The organism is Pseudomonas sp. CFSAN084952 (assembly GCF_009648855.1).
GTDB lineage: Bacteria > Pseudomonadota > Gammaproteobacteria > Pseudomonadales > Pseudomonadaceae > Aquipseudomonas > Aquipseudomonas paracarnis.
On the sequence record NZ_CP045767.1, the window covers coordinates 2,123,367 to 2,139,472 of the forward strand.

General features: G+C 58.7%; 17 protein-coding genes. 3 read left to right on the forward strand and 14 right to left on the reverse strand.

Annotated features, from left to right (window positions below):
* Nucleotides 1-15: 15 nt before the first annotated feature.
* Nucleotides 16-1,740, reverse strand: coding sequence for a MobH family relaxase (gene mobH / locus GH769_RS09605; protein ID WP_153649626.1), 1,725 nt, complete (start codon nucleotides 1,738-1,740; stop codon nucleotides 16-18).
* Between the two features lie 221 nt (nucleotides 1,741-1,961).
* Here mobH and GH769_RS09610 point away from each other — a divergent pair, with 221 nt between their 5' ends.
* Nucleotides 1,962-2,156 carry a hypothetical protein gene (locus GH769_RS09610; RefSeq protein ID WP_020300924.1) on the forward strand — a complete coding sequence of 65 codons (195 nt, stop codon included), beginning with the start codon at nucleotides 1,962-1,964 and terminating at the stop codon, nucleotides 2,154-2,156.
* Nucleotides 2,157-2,294: 138 nt separating this feature from the next.
* Here the strand turns inward: GH769_RS09610 and GH769_RS09615 are convergent, their stop codons facing one another.
* A complete protein-coding gene (locus GH769_RS09615; RefSeq protein WP_153649627.1) occupies nucleotides 2,295-3,254 on the reverse strand; it encodes an ArdC family protein in 960 nt (319 codons plus the stop codon).
* Nucleotides 3,255-3,385: 131 nt separating this feature from the next.
* A complete protein-coding gene (locus GH769_RS09620; RefSeq protein WP_153649628.1) occupies nucleotides 3,386-3,715 on the reverse strand; it encodes a hypothetical protein in 330 nt (109 codons plus the stop codon).
* Nucleotides 3,716-4,171: 456 nt separating this feature from the next.
* Here GH769_RS09620 and GH769_RS09625 point away from each other — a divergent pair, with 456 nt between their 5' ends.
* Nucleotides 4,172-4,537 carry a DUF3742 family protein gene (locus GH769_RS09625; protein WP_153649629.1) on the forward strand — a complete coding sequence of 122 codons (366 nt, stop codon included), beginning with the start codon at nucleotides 4,172-4,174 and terminating at the stop codon, nucleotides 4,535-4,537.
* 8 nt (nucleotides 4,538-4,545) lie between these two features.
* Here GH769_RS09625 and GH769_RS09630 read toward each other — a convergent pair whose 3' ends face one another.
* From GH769_RS09630 to GH769_RS09650, 5 genes are all read right to left on the reverse strand, one after another.
* On the reverse strand, nucleotides 4,546-6,102 hold the full coding sequence (locus GH769_RS09630) for a conjugal transfer protein TraG N-terminal domain-containing protein (RefSeq protein WP_153649630.1): 1,557 nt from the start codon (nucleotides 6,100-6,102) through the stop codon (nucleotides 4,546-4,548).
* A gap of 10 nt (nucleotides 6,103-6,112) precedes the next feature.
* The gene (locus tag GH769_RS09635) at nucleotides 6,113-6,421 is read right to left on the reverse strand and encodes a hypothetical protein (protein WP_153649631.1); all 309 of its coding nucleotides are present in this window, start codon (nucleotides 6,419-6,421) and stop codon (nucleotides 6,113-6,115) included.
* 4 nt (nucleotides 6,422-6,425) lie between these two features.
* Nucleotides 6,426-7,808 (reverse strand): integrating conjugative element protein, encoded by a 1,383-nt coding sequence (locus GH769_RS09640; protein WP_153649632.1) that lies wholly within the window; start codon nucleotides 7,806-7,808, stop codon nucleotides 6,426-6,428.
* Nucleotides 7,805-8,761 (reverse strand): TIGR03756 family integrating conjugative element protein, encoded by a 957-nt coding sequence (locus GH769_RS09645; RefSeq protein WP_153649633.1) that lies wholly within the window; start codon nucleotides 8,759-8,761, stop codon nucleotides 7,805-7,807. Before GH769_RS09645 ends, GH769_RS09640 begins: the two co-directional genes overlap by 4 nt.
* Before the next feature lie 117 nt (nucleotides 8,762-8,878).
* Nucleotides 8,879-9,133 (reverse strand): helix-turn-helix domain-containing protein, encoded by a 255-nt coding sequence (locus GH769_RS09650; protein WP_153649634.1) that lies wholly within the window; start codon nucleotides 9,131-9,133, stop codon nucleotides 8,879-8,881.
* Nucleotides 9,134-9,302: 169 nt separating this feature from the next.
* On the opposite strand from GH769_RS09650, the gene GH769_RS09655 reads away from it, so the two are divergent.
* A complete protein-coding gene (locus GH769_RS09655) occupies nucleotides 9,303-9,557 on the forward strand; it encodes a LasR-specific antiactivator QslA (RefSeq protein WP_153649635.1) in 255 nt (84 codons plus the stop codon).
* 44 nt (nucleotides 9,558-9,601) lie between these two features.
* Here GH769_RS09655 and GH769_RS09660 read toward each other — a convergent pair whose 3' ends face one another.
* Genes GH769_RS09660 through GH769_RS09685 form a run of 6 tightly spaced genes read right to left on the reverse strand, consistent with a single transcriptional unit; the run spans nucleotide 9,602 to nucleotide 16,101 of the window.
* Nucleotides 9,602-12,355: a conjugative transfer ATPase gene (locus GH769_RS09660; RefSeq protein WP_153649636.1), complete on the reverse strand. Its 2,754-nt coding sequence runs from the start codon at nucleotides 12,353-12,355 to the stop codon at nucleotides 9,602-9,604.
* A complete protein-coding gene (locus tag GH769_RS09665; RefSeq protein WP_153649637.1) occupies nucleotides 12,355-12,771 on the reverse strand; it encodes a TIGR03751 family conjugal transfer lipoprotein in 417 nt (138 codons plus the stop codon). The genes GH769_RS09660 and GH769_RS09665 overlap by 1 nt, the downstream gene beginning before the upstream one ends.
* Entirely contained in the window at nucleotides 12,734-14,251 is a 1,518-nt protein-coding gene (locus GH769_RS09670) for a TIGR03752 family integrating conjugative element protein (RefSeq protein ID WP_153649638.1), read from the reverse strand. Before GH769_RS09670 ends, GH769_RS09665 begins: the two co-directional genes overlap by 38 nt.
* The gene (locus GH769_RS09675) at nucleotides 14,241-15,053 is read right to left on the reverse strand and encodes a TIGR03749 family integrating conjugative element protein (protein ID WP_153649639.1); all 813 of its coding nucleotides are present in this window, start codon (nucleotides 15,051-15,053) and stop codon (nucleotides 14,241-14,243) included. Before GH769_RS09675 ends, GH769_RS09670 begins: the two co-directional genes overlap by 11 nt.
* Nucleotides 15,050-15,691, reverse strand: a complete 642-nt coding sequence (locus GH769_RS09680) for a PFL_4703 family integrating conjugative element protein (protein WP_122426622.1) — start codon at nucleotides 15,689-15,691, stop codon at nucleotides 15,050-15,052. The genes GH769_RS09675 and GH769_RS09680 overlap by 4 nt, the downstream gene beginning before the upstream one ends.
* Nucleotides 15,688-16,101, reverse strand: coding sequence for a TIGR03750 family conjugal transfer protein (locus tag GH769_RS09685; protein ID WP_153649640.1), 414 nt, complete (start codon nucleotides 16,099-16,101; stop codon nucleotides 15,688-15,690). Before GH769_RS09685 ends, GH769_RS09680 begins: the two co-directional genes overlap by 4 nt.
* Nucleotides 16,102-16,106: the final 5 nt, after the last annotated feature.

A 16,106-nucleotide genomic window follows, 5' to 3' on the forward strand; every position in this document is an offset into this window, starting at 1 on the left:
CCTTCATACCATGTATTAAGGCTCTGCGATTTTAAGAAAAGGATTGTCGGGTGGTATCAATTCAAAAAATTGCTTCGGATCCTCAATCAAGTACCCCTTCAAGGTGGTTCTCTTCCTAGGGCCCTGCACTTGGCATGCCCATATGTTTAGGCCATTGTCTCTCTTTCTGTGGACCTTCAGTTTCTCAAACTGCTTTTGCACCCATCGCCATTCCTCACCTGCGGAATCGGCCCCTAGTGAGATGTCGGGAAACTCCTGCGCGTAGCGTTGGAAGAGACCAGGCGTGACCAGAAATACGCTGCCACTCACCGTGTGGATTTTTGCCTTGCTGTCATTGATGACCAGCTTGTGGCTCAGGATGCCTTCCTTGACCCAATTCAGAAATGCCTGGCCAGGGTTATCCGAAGGGAGGGTTGAAGTTTCGAGAGCGCTTTCTGACGGTGCGTCACTGGCCTCAGGCTCTTCCAACTCGAACATGTCCAGCAGCGTGCCGAGGTAATCGGCATCCTCTAGCGCCGTGGGATCCGGCTGCGGTTGGCTTTGACCTGATCGTGCACTGACTGTCTCGGGCGCTGGTGTTGGTATCTGGGTGTCAGTTGAGTGGTCATGGGCTGCAATGCTAACCGTTCCGCTGAAAGCCTCGGGCCGGTCTTCGTTTCCCCAAATCAGTGCTGGTTGAAGGCGCAGAAAGGTGAAACTCTGCTGCCAATTTCCCTGTGCCACAAGCGCGGTCCAGATGGCTTTACCTTCCGGGGTGGACTCGACCAGCCCATGCGATTGCAGCTCGTCGAACACCGCTAGGTTGGACGAAGGAATGCCTTCAATCGATTGCGACAGCAGATAGGCTCGCAGCTTGTCCGTGACCGTCTTGCTGACCAGCCAGAGGGCGTCCTGGGTCAGCCATCCCGCGGCACCCGGCTGGTTGAGTTTCAGCTCGTGCTGAACCAGATGACGTAGTCCGGTGGTCAAGTGATGTTGCAGCGAATGCGTCGGGGCCTGCAGTGCCTTCTTCGGGTTGCCACCGATGTTCTGCGCGGTGGAAACACGGTCGGCCTGCATCACCAACTCACCGAGAACGCCGGCACGTTCGTACTGGCCCGCCAGGACATACAGCAGACTGGCCCACAGTGGCGGAAATCCACTGAGCCAATCGAGGATTGGGCGGTCGAGAATGTGGGTGTAGAGCAAGCCTGCGGCGGCGCCGTGCAGGTGGTAGTCACGACCCTTGATGTAACGAAAACGGTAGGGCTGATCCAGGGAGCCCTGCCAAGGATGCCAAACACGGCCATCCTGGCGTTCGACCAGCAGGTCCACGGCAATCTTGCCTATATCATGCAGCAGGGCGCCATAGGCGATGCCCGCGGACCAGGCGTCAGTCTGGGCGGCTTGGTCTTCGGGCGCAGCACCGGTGGGAAGCAGATACGACTGACGCAGTTTCAAACTGCAGGCGACCAGTTCTAGTCCATGGTCGAGCATGCCGCCGAGATAAGCATGGTGGTGCGTCTCGCTGGCCGGGAGTTGCTGGACTTGTTCGGCGTAGCGATGGATCGGATTTAAATAGAGCTGGGTGAATTGGACGTGGGAGAGGGCGGTGTATTGCCAGATGCGATCGAGCAACTGACGGCGGTGCTCCACTGCTAAGAGGGTATGGGCTGACTCGACGGACAGGTAACCTGCTGCGACGTTGACGGTCGGTGGCGCAGAAGGCTTCTGCCTTTTGCGGCGAAACAGGTTGAGCATCGTGACCTCCGGGAAGTGGCTGGGTCAGCGGCCTTTTAGCCTTTTCGGATAGAGCTCTTACCCTTGAGTCCCCATTCCCTTCCAACCCTTACCCGTCCTTTTGGCTTGTGTCCCTTTGTGCGGCAATCGGGATATTGATTTTGCTAGGCATCGTTTTGTTGGGGGTAGTACGGAAAAGACAAGAGTCGGTACACTGCGGTGCATCTTTTTTGGGTCTAGCCATGAACCTCACTGACGCCACGCTCGTGCTGCTGCTCGCGGCACGTATCCATGGGACCGACGAAGCCGTCAGGGCTTCGGCGAAGAGCGTGGTCAAGAAGTTGCCGCGCAGTAAACGCGATCTGATCTACAAGGTGATCGACAGCCGGAGTCCGCTCGAGCTGGTGGATTTTCTGGCGCAGAACCTGGATACATAACGGCATGCTGCGGGTGTGCGCCCTCTCTTGTTCTTTGCGTGAGGGCCCGCCGTATGATTCCGTCTGTTTTCTGGAAACAGAAAAAAGGGCTCAACTCGCGTTGGGCCCTGTGAAGCGTTTGCAGCGGTGAGGTAACGATCAAGCTCCATCGTTCATGTATAGTGAGTCATCCAAGACTGCTTGCTTCAGTTGCTGCTCCAGGTTGAGTACATACTCTGCGGCGCTTCGGGCCTGGCCACTGGCGCGGAAGATCGCGCGTTTGTCAGCCTTGAGCAGGCCGAGCCAGGAGTCAATGTAGCCCTCGTGCCTAAGTTCTCCCTGTATACCGGTGTAGGCACATAAAAACGCAGCGCCCATTTCGGCGATCAACTCCTCAAACGCGTAGCCTGGCGAGCCAAACGGACAGGCTGACGTCACCCCCTCGCGCTGCAACCGAGAGTGATGCCCGGTCCAGTGCGTCAGCTCGTGAAGTGCGGTGGCGTAGTATCCCCCTTCATCTTGAAATTGTGCTTTTGTCGGCAGTTGGATGAGATCCCTGATCGGGTGGTAAAAGGTTTCGTCTGCAGGCCGATGAACGATGCGTGCACCTGAACTTAACAGCAGATTTTCCGCAACGCTGTTGGGTTGGAAGGGATCACTCTGTTCCGTCTCTAACAGGGTTTCATTGAGCATTTCAAGCCCCTCTGTTTGCTCGATGTTGAACAGAAAATGCGTCCTGAGAATGCCAAAATGAGCAACCTTGGGTTGGCCTTTTTCATCGAGTACGGGTTGGCCTGACTCGGTCTGTTCCTCGCGCTCCATCGGCTTGTAGAGCACCGCCAGAGTGCTGTGCTCACCCTTACGAATGTGCCCACCGGTCTTTTTGGCTTGGTTGAAGGTCAGCCAACGATCTTGAGTGAACCCCTGCAACCTGGCCTCGGCCCAGAGCAGCGGTAAATTGATGCCCGAATACGGACGTCGCGTGATGGCGTTGACGGGGTAGGGTTGATGACCGATGTAAGCGGAGCCACTTGAGGACCAGGGTTTGATCCAGGGGGCAACGCCTTGGTCTAACGCGGTAACGATCTTGTCAGTTACGTCTTGGTAGATATCGCGCATGGCAATTTCCTCGAGAGAAAAACGGAGGAACGCCGTGCCCGTCGGGGAGGGTTCCCCGGTTGGGTGATGTACTGGATTGATGCAGGTCTTGCATGCCGTCCGAATGTGGAGGTGGGCGCCGCCAATTGCGCTTAGCGCTGGTATTCTCCTGCAAGTGCTATCAGTAAGGCGCCAGGCTGACCCGGTTCTTGGCGTAGGCTGAGACTCAATTGCAGCAACGGGTCGTGGTCTAAGTGATCGGTTGGTTGAATGTGGACTACCTCGAACAGCACGTAGGGCTCGTGTGGAGAGGCGAGGTGAGCTTCGAAGGCTGCGCGCAATACGTGGCTCAACCGATCGACCTGCAGCTTCCCAGCGTGATCGGAACGCTCGAGCTGTACTGCGCGTTGCCACGCGCCAGGTGTGAACACGATGGGCAACCGAAGGGTGTTCAGTGTTTCCGGTGTAAGTGAGTCGGGCATGGTGTGTCTCCGTTGAAAACGCGAAGAAACCTGTCCCGTGCGGGGAAAGGATTTCCCCGCGGTGGGTTGAAGAAAAACAAGAGGATTTGCCTGGCGAGCAGAACTCGAAAGGCGCTCAGGAGAGCAGTAGGCGTTCATCACCGTAGAAACGGTGACCGTGCGAGCTACCGAACGCTAATCGCACTTGGGGAGAACCATCACCGAAGTGACGTAGTCTTGAAGGCTCTGGCTACCTGGGAAGATGCTGTCGATAACAGCGATCCGTACCTTGTATTTAGCCGGACGATTTACATGGGTCAATCGCTGTAGAGAAGCTGTTTCACGTGGCTAGTCTTCTGTCTTCCAGTGAAGATTTTTCGGCTGGACAAACGGATAAGCGGTCAGGCATGGGCCGTTTTCAGTAGTAGGCTATTATTCCTGTCTCAACCATGAAAACGCTCAGTAGAGGGCGAGACCATGCCAACTCCGAACACTGTTCAGGTTTCCCGTGCCCACCGCTGGGCATATACCTGTGGCATGTCGATAAAACCCGGGTATCGCAAGTTGAAAACGTTTGAGGCCCGCGTGGCTGAGCGTGCGGTGACGGTAGGTATGCCTGCAGGTAAATTTGTTGTTCGCGGGAGTTTTCTGACTGCCAAGTTGGCTCTGCTCGGAGCATTTCTTTTTGTTAGCTTCTGGTTGTTTGTGCTGATGTGCACAATCGTCGTATTAGCAGCTATCCCAATTCAAGATTCAGACACTCCAGGTATTGACGATCTCGATGATCCAATGCATAGGATGTCTTGGCCTGAGCGGTACGATAAATGGGGGTCTCTGAAGTAGCCTCTTTGTTATTTTGAGCTCGATTTACCCGAAACAATTCTTGCACCGCTCATCAACTGAGAGGTTCCGTTTGAGCTCGCTGTCTGTGCTGCGTGGGTTCCCCTGCTGAGCATTCCTTCTATGCCGGAACCTACGCTATATCCGGCCCAACTCATGGTGGCTAGAAAAGCCATCGGCAGCACGATGAACATCGCCCCCATCACATACTCGATCACCTGCGCCGTGACCGTCCCATCCATAAATCCGGACGTAGGCAGCGATAACAGCACTTGATTGGACGCCGAAACTTGGTTGTACAAGGTGTCGAGCATGCTGGAGTCGATCCAGCGGGCGAGTTCCCACCAGAAACTCAGCATGTGCAGCGTGAACAGCGCGAACGTCACCGTCATGACGGTCTTCAGCTGATAGGTACTGACCAGCAGGATCAGCGGCAGGCTGATGATGACGCCCATGATCAGAAAAGCCTGCACCATCGGCAGGGCGGCGCGTAGCGCGTTCATCGCTGGGAAGTTGCTAAAGGAGCCTAGGGCCAGCCCGGTGTTGGTGGCCAGGTTATTGAGCCCCTGATTGATTGAGCCGCCACGAGCGCTGGAGCCATAGTCCTGGTACACCTGTCCGGGCGACATGGACATCGATTGCTGGCGCGGGCTGACCAGCTCACGCAGGGTGGCATCCTCGATCTCGTTGCTCGAACGACCAGTCAACCAACCTTTCAGCTGAGTCAGCAGCGAAGGATCGACCTGCTCGATCAAGCGCTCGCGCAAGCCAACACCGCTATCGTTCCACCATTGCTTGCAGGTGGGGTAGCCCGCGCCATTCTCCAGCCGAGGCAAGGAGACATCGCGACTTTCGTCATACGGCCAGCTGACGCGCGGTGTGTGTGAGCGATCCGTATCGTAGTAGCCAGGCGTATCAAGAAAATAGCTTGAGCCGATCCAGGACGCATCATGACTTTGAGCCTTGTCCAACTGGGGACGGTTGGTAAACAGCCGGGAGCGAGAATAGCCATAGCAGTCGCGGGTGAAGTCGGCGACTTCCTGCAGCAGTACTTGGCTGTCGATGCGCGAGCTGTCGATCTCCATGCGCATCTGCCGGATATCCGGCGCACAGGGGATGGAGGCGGTGGCCGCCGCGGTCACGCCTTTGCTCAAAGCATGCACCAGAAACCACCAGATCGGCACATTGGCGGAGCGTTCGCCAATGGTATTAAAAGTCGTCCCCCAGGCGGTTTCTGCTGGCTTAGCCACACTGATACCGCAGCGCTGGCTTGCCGCATCATCGAACGCCATTGACGTGAGGCTCAACGGAAAGACCGGTGCGCAGCCGAACATCACAACGATGTAGGCCAGCCACAGCCGGTTTTCAATCCGAGGTACCGAGAGCAGGCCCTTGTTGCCTTCATCCGCGCCTTGCTGACGGGCCGACAACCATTCTTGCAAAATGATTGCACCAAAAGGCGCGGCGAACAGTCCGGTGTCGGACAGGACGCTCCAGAGGCCGTTGTTGATGATCCAGGCCAGCAGGGAGAGGTAAAACTCCAGGTAGCTGTTGGTGCTCATGAGCATGGTGGTGACCTCACAGTCGGGTGAACTCGACGACGGTCAAGAGCACGAGCCCTAATGTCCCGATGTGCTTCACACGCAGTCGATCCTGTGGTCGATGTCGGTAGCGCCGAAGCAGATCCCACCAGAGCGCAAAGAGGGCGCCGTAGAGCAGGGCACGCCACCACCGCAGATATGGCCGTGCGGATTCGAATGCCTGCTGCCAGGCCTCGAAACTACCCAACGCAGTGCGGCCGATCCATGCGACCAGTGCGGCGGTGAGGATCATCGCCGCGGCAATTCCCAGACCTGAAAGCAGAGTGAACAGTCGTGAGCGTTTCATGGCTTCACTTGCGCTTGGCGTCGGCATCATTAAGTCGGCCGGGCTTGGGATCACCTTGTTCGACGGTGCGTGATGCGTCGGCGCCCCCGGCATGCCGATCGAGCACCAAGCTGGCGGTATTGGTGGCCAGCATCTGCCGGACCTGCAGTTCGGTCTGCAGCAGGCGAATTTCGCGCTCCAGGGCGTCGATGTTTTTCGTCAAGGCAGTTTGGGCCGGTTCGGCGGAAGCGATGTTGGGTTCGTGGCTGCCCGCCAGCAGAGTGCGCAGTAGCAATAGCGCCTTGTCGAGCACGCTGGACAGGGCTGTCTCACTGGCCAGGCGCCGTGTCAGTAGATCCTGGTCGGGATCGTCGCGCAGCGCTTCGATCACACCACGGGTCACCGGCAGCATCGGGCTGGAGGCTTTCACCAGGTTGTCAGGGGTAGGCGGCAGTGAGCCAGACAGCAACTCTTGCAAGGCCTTGAGGCGCTGGCTGTAGGCCTCCTGAATCAGCGGCGTCAATCCGCTGCCAGCGGTAGCACGCAGGGTTTCGCAGCTGTCGCAGGTCGCGACTTCGCTCTCGCCCAACACGCGAACGGCCCATTCGGATTCCTCTTGGGGCGAAGCCCAGGTCTGGCAAATGGCCCCACCCAAACAGTCGCTACTACTGATCGAAGTGCTGTCATCCACCGTACGGTTGTGCAGCAGGTTGTAGCCCGCGCGAACCACGTCGGAAGTCACCCGAATGGGCGTCTGCCCGTTCCCCCCCGCCTTCGAACCGCCGACCCAGGACACCCCATTGTTGCCGTTATGGGTCTCGGTGTTGTTCACTGCGGCCACCGCATCACCGCCGGTTTGCTCCAGATTACCTTGCATTTCCTGGTTCTTGGCCAGCGCGCCCCAGCCGGCTTGACCGACCTTGTCCGCCATTTTCTCGGCCATGGCTTGGCAGGTCAGCTTGGAACGGTCGAAGTCGATACGCCCCTGCATCACCCCGTTACTGAGCAACTCATAGAGACCGGGGTTGGCGCGCTGGATGATCAACGCCGGCAGCGACATCACCGCCTGGGTCGCGTTCTGCACGATGCTGCCCATGATTTGCTGGAAACCTTCGGTGGCGCCGTTCAGCTGGTTTTGCAGGGTGTTGGTGAGGCTCATGTTTCCGCACATCATGTTCGCTCGCCAGGCCCCACCGACGCCGAGACCGCTGGGTCGGTAGAGCGAACTCGGTGAGCCGACTGCCGAGCCGCCACCAATGGTGTACATCACTCGGTCGTCGAGCACTTCGCCTTGACTACCCAGGCGGTAATCGCCCTCGGCGGCGTGAGCATGCGTGGCCATGGCGAGCAGCCCGTAGAGCAATAGACTCACCAGGCCCAACCATGGTCGCGCGCGAAGCCGGTTCATGACGCACCGCCTTCGAAGTCGATGCTGAACAGAAAGGTCTGCCCCTCACGTTTGCAGCAGCTATACGGACGCCACAGTGACCAGGCGTAGCCGCCATCCGTGCTCTGTACTGGATCGCTGGGGAAGATGGCGCACGTCGGCTGAACCTGGGGGTAGAGCAATTGCCATTTGTGGGTCGAAGCGTCGTTTTCAACGATCGGGCCAGGCGGCCAGTAGCCGTCGCGTTTGGCGAGCGTGAGCGGTACATACACATGCGGCTGCCAGTTGCGGGTAATCACATCGCCGGCCCGTTGCGCCATGACTGCGGCCGCCTTGAAGTCGTCGGGCTGTACCAGAAAGCCCTGCCGGGGATAGACGTTGCCCCACATGTTTCCCGAAGCCTGACGACCAATTTCACGGATCCCCGGTACGAGCGACTCGGGGTAGAAACTTTCTGGGATGCCATGGCGCCAGGCCAGTGAATCCAGGGTACTCAGGTAATAAGGCAAGAATGCAGTTGCACCGCTGGCGCAGGCATAGCCGGCCTGCGAAGCCAGTTGCGTTGCCATCCAGCCACCGGGGTGGCCGATGCCATCGACATTCTTGAAGCGGGGGAGGTTGTCGCGGTGGGTGTTCGGTGTAATCAGGTTACCGCCACCTTCCGCACCGCTGATGGGAGAGGAGAGGGTGGCCATCTCGGTCCATGGGTTACTGCCCGTGGTGGCGTAGCTCGAAACCACCAGTTCAGGAATGAAATGACGCACCTTGGTCGAGGTTTTGACTGTGCAGCCGAAGGGCGTGCAGAACAGCCAGAAACAAATGCCGACGACCCTGTAGGCGAGGCAATTTGGCGACAACACCGAGGACGTGATGCTGCCGGTATCCAGCGCCACGCTTGGCCCGCACGCCAGCAGGATGCTCAGCGCCACAGGTCGTAGCTTCTGGGGCGCGATTGATGGGCATACGACAGGCATGGTCCAGGCTCTTTGGGCTAATGGCCTGGACACGTTCGATGATTGAACGTACACCGTCAGTGATAAAGCTGAAGCTGGCGTTGTCGGTTTACAAGGATTTGCAGGGCGACGAGATGGCTATTCGATGCTCAATGCACGGCGAAGGGTGTCTGACTCAGTGAGGAGCTGATCCGTCGTGATTTCGAGAATATTGGCGAGTTTGCACAGGACCATCAGCGACGGATTGCCCGTGCATCGTTCGATTTGACTGACGTAGGTACGATCGACCTCGGCCATGAGCGCCAACTGCTCTTGGGTGAGGTTCTTTATACGTCGCATCAAGCGGATGTTTTCCGCCAGTTGCAGACGCAGCTGTTCGTAGTCTTGAGTCATGCGCGCAAATTGCGCCTTGAGGGACTCTCAATCCACGGGATATAGTCTACATTGGTATTGATCTAGGCCATTTGATGCACATACCTGTTATCCAGCGTTCATTTGGTTTCGTTATGATTTCGAGGCTGGGTCCAGTGTCTAACAATAAAATCAGAACTCTAGGGTGTGTATGGACGAAAACTACATTGCAATTCCTGCGGCGGATGGTTGCTCAAGTCTTCTGACACCTTGGGGCAACGAATTTGCTCCGATGATCGAACGTGGCGTGCAATGCGCCCAGGCTTGGCTTGATACGCCCGGTGAGATTCCACTGTGGTGGGAGCTGGCGCAAACACGCAAGACCCTTCCGGTTGGCGACTGCCAAGATGCTTTTGAAGCCGGATTCCTGTTGAGGGTTCAGCAGCGGCTTCGAGGCGCTTCGTAATAACCGGTCACTCGCTTTAGAGCGCGATACTCGAATAGATTTCCCTATGCGGGCTCTATTCCTCGCGCTCTATCGATCCGTTCAGCTATCCGGTAAGCCGCTTCCAACTCTGAGCAGCCATTCTCCTGCATCAGTGTCCAGCGCTCGGCTTTTTCCTCGGGTTCTGTCATGGCCAGGGCGAGATAGAGGCTGGGTGGCACGGCCCGAAACAGCGTTTCCAGCTTCTTCGACAACACCACTCCTTCGGTGTACTTACCCGGCTCCTTGCTGGCGGAGAGCAGCAAGGCTTTCTGTGCCGGCGTGAGTTTCTTGAACCGTGCGATTTCTTCGATTTCCGCGGGCGGCATGTTCAAGCAAATCCACCATTCGATCATGTTGAGCATGGTCTGCGCGGCGGTGGGGAAGTCGGCAAGGTTTTGCGTCGCCAGCCAGAACCACGCGCCGAGCTTGCGCCACATCTTCGTGCCCTTGACCACGAAGGGTGCCAGCAGCGGGTTCTTGGTGATGATATGGCCCTCGTCGGTGACCATGATGATCGGTCGGCCCAGGTACTGGTCTCGTTCGGCAAGGTTATTCACGGTGTTCATCAGGCTGATGTAGCTGATGGACATCTGTGCCTCGTAGCCTTCGCGAGCGTAGGTGGCCAGATCGACAATGGTCACATCGCTCTCGGGCCAAGGCGTGCCTTCACGATCGAACAGTTCACCCTCGAAACCCTGGCAAAACAGGTCCATGGACTCGCCCATTTCCTGGGCACGCTCGCGACGTTTCTCTGGCAAGTGCGGGTCGGCGGCGACGCGCAGCAACGCGTCGCGCACGTCGCGGGTCAGTACCTGGCGCTCCGCTGCGACACAGGTCTGTGCCGCATCGAGGATGCACTCGCGGATCAAGCTGCGATCGGCTCGACTCAGGCGCGCTTCTTCCTTGGCTTCGCCGCCGGTGATCATCAGGCGGGCGGTGATTTCCAGTTCGCCGAGAACATCACGCTGGTCTTCGCGACTGGTTACCACCTCATCGTCCCACTCATCGATCGATAGACTCGCCACCTGATCCGGCTGCTCGACCAGGCGCCAGGCATCGGCGAACGGGGCGAGGCTGACCGCGGTACCAGGTTTCAATTGGACCTTGTTGACCGACAGGCCTTGCGTTGCGAAGTAGTCGCCCTGTAAACCGAATGAGTTACCGGCCTCAACGATGAACAGGCGAGGGCGGTACACCGCCATGACCTGCATCAGCAGGGTGACCAGGGTGGCCGACTTACCGGCGCCGGTCGGACCGAACAGCAGCAGATGGCCGTTCATAGCCCGGTCTAGTCGAGACAACGGATCAAAGATCAACGGCGAGCCACCACGATTGAACAGAGTAATGCCCGGGTGGCCGGTGCCAGTGCTACGGCCCCACACCGGAACCAGGTTTGCCAGATGCTGGGCGAACATCAGGCGGGTGTACCAGTTGCGTGTGTCGCGGGCCGGGTTGTAAGCCATCGGCAGCCAACGCAGATAGCTATTGCAGGCGGCGACTTCATCGCCTTCGCGTACCGGTTGCAGCCCCGCTCCCAATAGCGCGTTGACCAGGCTGACCGAGCGTTGGTGCAATTGATGTTCATCGTGACCGCGTACGTAGAACGCCAGGGTGCCCCGGTACAGCTTGTGCTGGCGGCCGATGATCGCACGAGCCTCCTCGACATCTTGGCGGGTCTGGGTCGAGGCCAGGTTTTCACCGATGGCTTTGCGCGCCAGACGGTTCAACTGATCCTCGAGCACATCCTGCGGCTTCACCACCAGGGTCAGGCTCATCACCGTGCTTTCAGGTAACTGGTCGAACAGGGCATTGACTGCATCACCCTTACGGGTTTCTCCGGTGAGTTGACCAATCGACGGTGCGCGTCGCAGTTTGTCCACCACCATGACCCGATGGGGTTGTCCATCGAAGTACCAAAGTCCCTGTTGCACATCCGAACGCGGTTCGTTGAAAAACAGCCGCTCGGCGAAGTCGTGATCGAAGGGTAACTCCAGCGACTCGCCATCACTTGACTCCGGATAGGCCACGCATTGGTAGAAATCCTCGGGCGCTTCATCCGTGAGCCTGGGCGCCGGATTGAACCAGGGCAACAACCAAGCATACAGACCGTGGCCATCGACTCGCGCCGATTGCACCCCGCATGCCTGCAACGAAGCCACGATACGTTCGCAAGCCTGTTGCAGGGATTGCACCGGGGTAAGTCCCATCTCCTCAATGCCATCCTCAAGCCAGCGATAGATCACCAGGCGCACCCGTCGATTATTGCCGCGCCAGGGTAGGCGCGTGACGGCCTTGTCCTCGAACAGACCTCCCGGCTTGGCGATGGCCTGCAGATGACGACGACTGAGTTCCAAAAACGTTTCGGTGAAGACCGTGCCTCGCGCGCTGTCTTGAATATAATCGGTGAGCCGCGTCAGGTAGGGGGTGAAGTCGTTATCGTCCTGGCAGAAAAACTGCGCCACCCAAGGCGCTTGGTCCAGTTCGTCAAAGCTATCCTGCAGGGCGTCTTCGAGGGCATCGCGGGCTGTCACAAGCCAATCGGGTTCGCGCCCTTCAGTGCCGATGGGCAGCAACTCGAACACCGCCCCCACCGAGCGATTGTCATCCAGTAGAAAACACTGCTCGGTGTCCAGGTATTCGACCCAAGGCAGATGATCGGTGAAGCTAGGGTTGTGTGCATAGAGTACAGCTTCATCGGCCAAGGTGGCACGAGGGCGCAATGGGTGGCGCCAGGCTTTCCACGCAGAAGTGCGGCTGCCCGAATCGCCGGTACGCACTACAAGTCTTCCTGACGTTCACCCGGCAATGCATACTGCGCCCGTTGGTAGAACGGAAAGACGGTCGAGTAACCCGGGACCGGTGCCTGCTCGGTACCACTCAAATGCGGATACACGTACAGCACCAGATCGGGATTGGGCAAGCGAGGGAACAGGTTGCGGATCTCGTTCGCCGCTGTGCGCGTGTACGGCTCCTGGAGAGCAACTGAGAAATCTGCCTGGGCCAGCGGGCGGCGTAACTGCTGCCGAGCATCCAGCAGTTGCTGCTGAGTGCCTTGCGACCCGGCGCCGTTCCAGATGTCCAGCATGGTTTGCTCGCCATGGGGCAGCAGCGTCTCCTTGTCAGTAGAACACCCTGTCAGGACCAAGGAAAACACGCTAATCCAGGTCAGGCAGAGAAACGTGGTCTTTTTCATGGCGAACGCTCCGGCCCTTGGGCTCGTAGTCGATGGTAATTTCATGGTCGAGGTGCAGCGCGACTTGGGCGGCCGGTGGCACGTATACGGCAGCAAAGGTCTCACCATAGAGTTTGTTGATCCACTCACGGATGTCGCTGACCCCACCACTGAGAATTGAATTCAGCGCGCTATTGCCACTGCTGCTAGTGACCCCGAGCGTACTGCCGCCCGAACTGATCACGCTGTTGTTGTTCTGCTCATCCCCAAGCAAGGCGGCGACACCGGCGCCGGCGGCAGTGATCAAGCTCTGGCTGCCGAGGTACTGTTGAGCGTTTGAGCGGCGCTCACCGGCAATGCAAGGAATGCCAAACGGATCGGACAGGTAACCGAGTCCGCCACGAATCTTGTCGGTGTTCGAACTCTGGGCGGTGGAGGCGTTGCGGCTGGCTACCGCCTTCGGCTGAGGCACCGTGCGGATGGTGCTGTCGGTAAACACAAAGGTGATTGACTCGACCTGTCCGCGTACGCACGACAGGGTCCAGTCACCGGACGCCGTGCCGCTCATTACGGCGCCTGCAACGTCCGGCAGATCGATGCCGTTGGCCGTCAGATTCTCGGGCCCAACCAGCACCTTGAAGGGGTAGGGATCATTCACCGTGCCGTCCACCGGGACTCGACCGATCAGCGCAGTCATGGCAACCGAACCCATCAATGTTGCGTTTTCGGGAATGGTATAGACCGGCTTCGCGCCTTCGGTACGATCAGCGGAGCGTGTCGGGTCACGTTCACCCTTGGTGACCTCGCGTAACTGCTTCTGGCTGCGGTCGATGGCATTGTCCTTCAAATCCTCCAGTGAGTTGAAGGCAGCAGGCAGACTCAGGGCGGACGCGGTCTTGGTTTTGTCCTGGGCATCGGTGGGCAGAGCATCCGAGGGCTCAATCCACTGCAGTACATCATTAGCAGAATGCTGCCCTTCGAACTGAGCACCGTCGCCCGGCTCAAGCCCCAATCCGATCGGCATGTCCTTACCTTTACCATTCAGCCCCGACAACTGTTCCTGCAATTGCGTCAGCAGACCGCGAGCCTGACGACTGTCTTGTTCTGCTTTGAGTCGGGCTTCGTTAGCTTGTCGGCGGCCTTCGTCGACCTGCTGCGTTACGCTGCCCAGTGCGGTCTGAATACGTGAGTCGACACTGTTTTCCCGCTCGCGCAGGCGATTGTTCTCCGTCAACAACGAATCGTTGTGTTTCTTCAAACCGAGCATGTCGCTGCGCATGGCCTTCACCTGGCCGACCAGGGTGGCGACCGTGTCGCGTGGGGTGTCGCCCGCAATACCGAGCGACTTGGCTTGCTCGGCGGATAATTGAATATTGCCCTGATCAACTGGGTGCTCTGGAGAAGGTGTGCTGCCACCCGGGACCCAGGTTTTCAGGATGATCAGCGCCACGCCCAGCAGCGCAGCCGGTACCAGCCATTTGAGCAAGGCGTTAGCTTTCATCGTCAGCACCTCGCGCAACGGGAGGGAGCAGCACGGCTTGCTCGAGGCCGGCACCGCGGGTGACAAGGTAGGCGATCGTGGTGTCTTCAGCGCTGCCGACAAGCCCGAGGAAAGCATGCTGGAAGGCCGCGGCGAACAGCTTGGCCTGAAGTCGACGTGGATCGAGTTGCACCGTCTTTGAACCACGATTGCGCAATTTCACCGCCGTCACCCAGTAATCACCGAGTCGCCAGACGGCGATGGGTGTGCTGGACACGTTTTCGGTCGGCAGCAGGGTTGGCAGTTCGGTGCGCAGCTTGAGCGGGACGCGGCGTACACCGGGCAGGGACTCCACGGTGCGCAGCGGCGCGTACAGGCTTTGCGCGGCGTAGCGCGTCAAAGCGACCGGGATCGGTGTGCGTTCTGGAACAGGGACGGCGCTAGATTCAGCCTCGGTAGCTTGCCCCTGAGCATTCTTGAGAATACGTACGGGCTCCAGCGGTTGATCGCCGGGAGTGGCCGCGATATCCAGGAGGATAATCTCGCCCGTCGTGACCGATTGCAGTTGCAGTCGGGTCGGGGCAATGGCTTCTGACGCGCGCAGGTACAGCGTGCCGCCAGTTGATTGCACACGCAGTTTGCCTGTCAGGGTTGAGGGCACGCCGACTCGAACATCCTCATTGATAAAGACCACTCGTTCCTGATTGATTACCAGCGGGACCGCGAGGGGGAGGCGTTCCCAGCGCATCAACTCGATGGCCTGCGCTGCAGCTCCCCATAGCATCAGTGCGACGGTGAGTCCCAGGGGAGACATCCGCTTCATGGCTCACCTCCAGGCAGGGAGATTTTTTGCGGCGTGCCCTGATAGCAGTCCAGTGCCAGCCCCCACTTATTGCGTTCGGGGTCCAGATCAAAACGCACCACGCGTAATGGATAACGCACCACCACCCGTTTCACCGGTTCGGCGGCGTAATACTCATCGGCGTTGAGGTCGAGGGTGACCAGCCAGCTGTCGCGATCGAGTTGCTTGACCCTGAGTTCCGGATCTTCGCTATAGCCTCGGCCCAGAATTTCGTAGACGCCACGTACCCGCTGGCGCAGCTCGCCAGCGGCCTTGCGGTACTCGTAGTCACCGTCGAGGAAGGCCTTGCAGGCGGGTGTAAGGTAGGACTGCAAGCCATAGATTGCGCGGCGATAGTCCTGCTCGCCATCCGAGGGCCAGCGGTTGAGCTGACCAAAAATATACAGGGCAAAGGCATACACATTCTCTGAAGGGATATCCCACCACTTGCGCGTGCTGCCCGAGCGCAGATCCGGTGGTACATGCACGGTCAGATCGGTGGGTGCTGAGCGCCAGCCGTACCAGAGCCCGGCACAGACCAGGGCAAGAATCATTACCGCCAGGCGCAGGCTGAAGATATGGGCCTGTTGGGCATCCACCTTGTTCCGAAAGCGGCTCATCGCTGCCACCGGGACAGGGCAGGACGCAGCCGACGTGAACGGCGGACCGTCCAGGCACCGGAGTGGAGAATCAGATTGCCGCGACCCAAGCGCCAACGGCTAGCCAGTATCCATTCGAGCTTGCGGTACAACCAGGTCTCGGGACGGGCCCGTTTGGCCCGACGCAGTAGTGTGCCACCGACAAACAACACCACCGCCATGCTGGCGATCATGCTGGTCGGCGCCGCGGCAATGGAGGCGGTGGCGATCGCCAGAGGAACACCCAGCACCAGGCCGACGAGTGCGCCGAGACCGAGTGCCACCCACATCTCATCATTGGTCAAACCGCGCAATATGGCGGGATCACGATTGAGTCGCTCCGGCAAAAAGACCAAGGTGCCGTCGGCAAGGCGTTCGATAGTGTCGTTCATGCCGA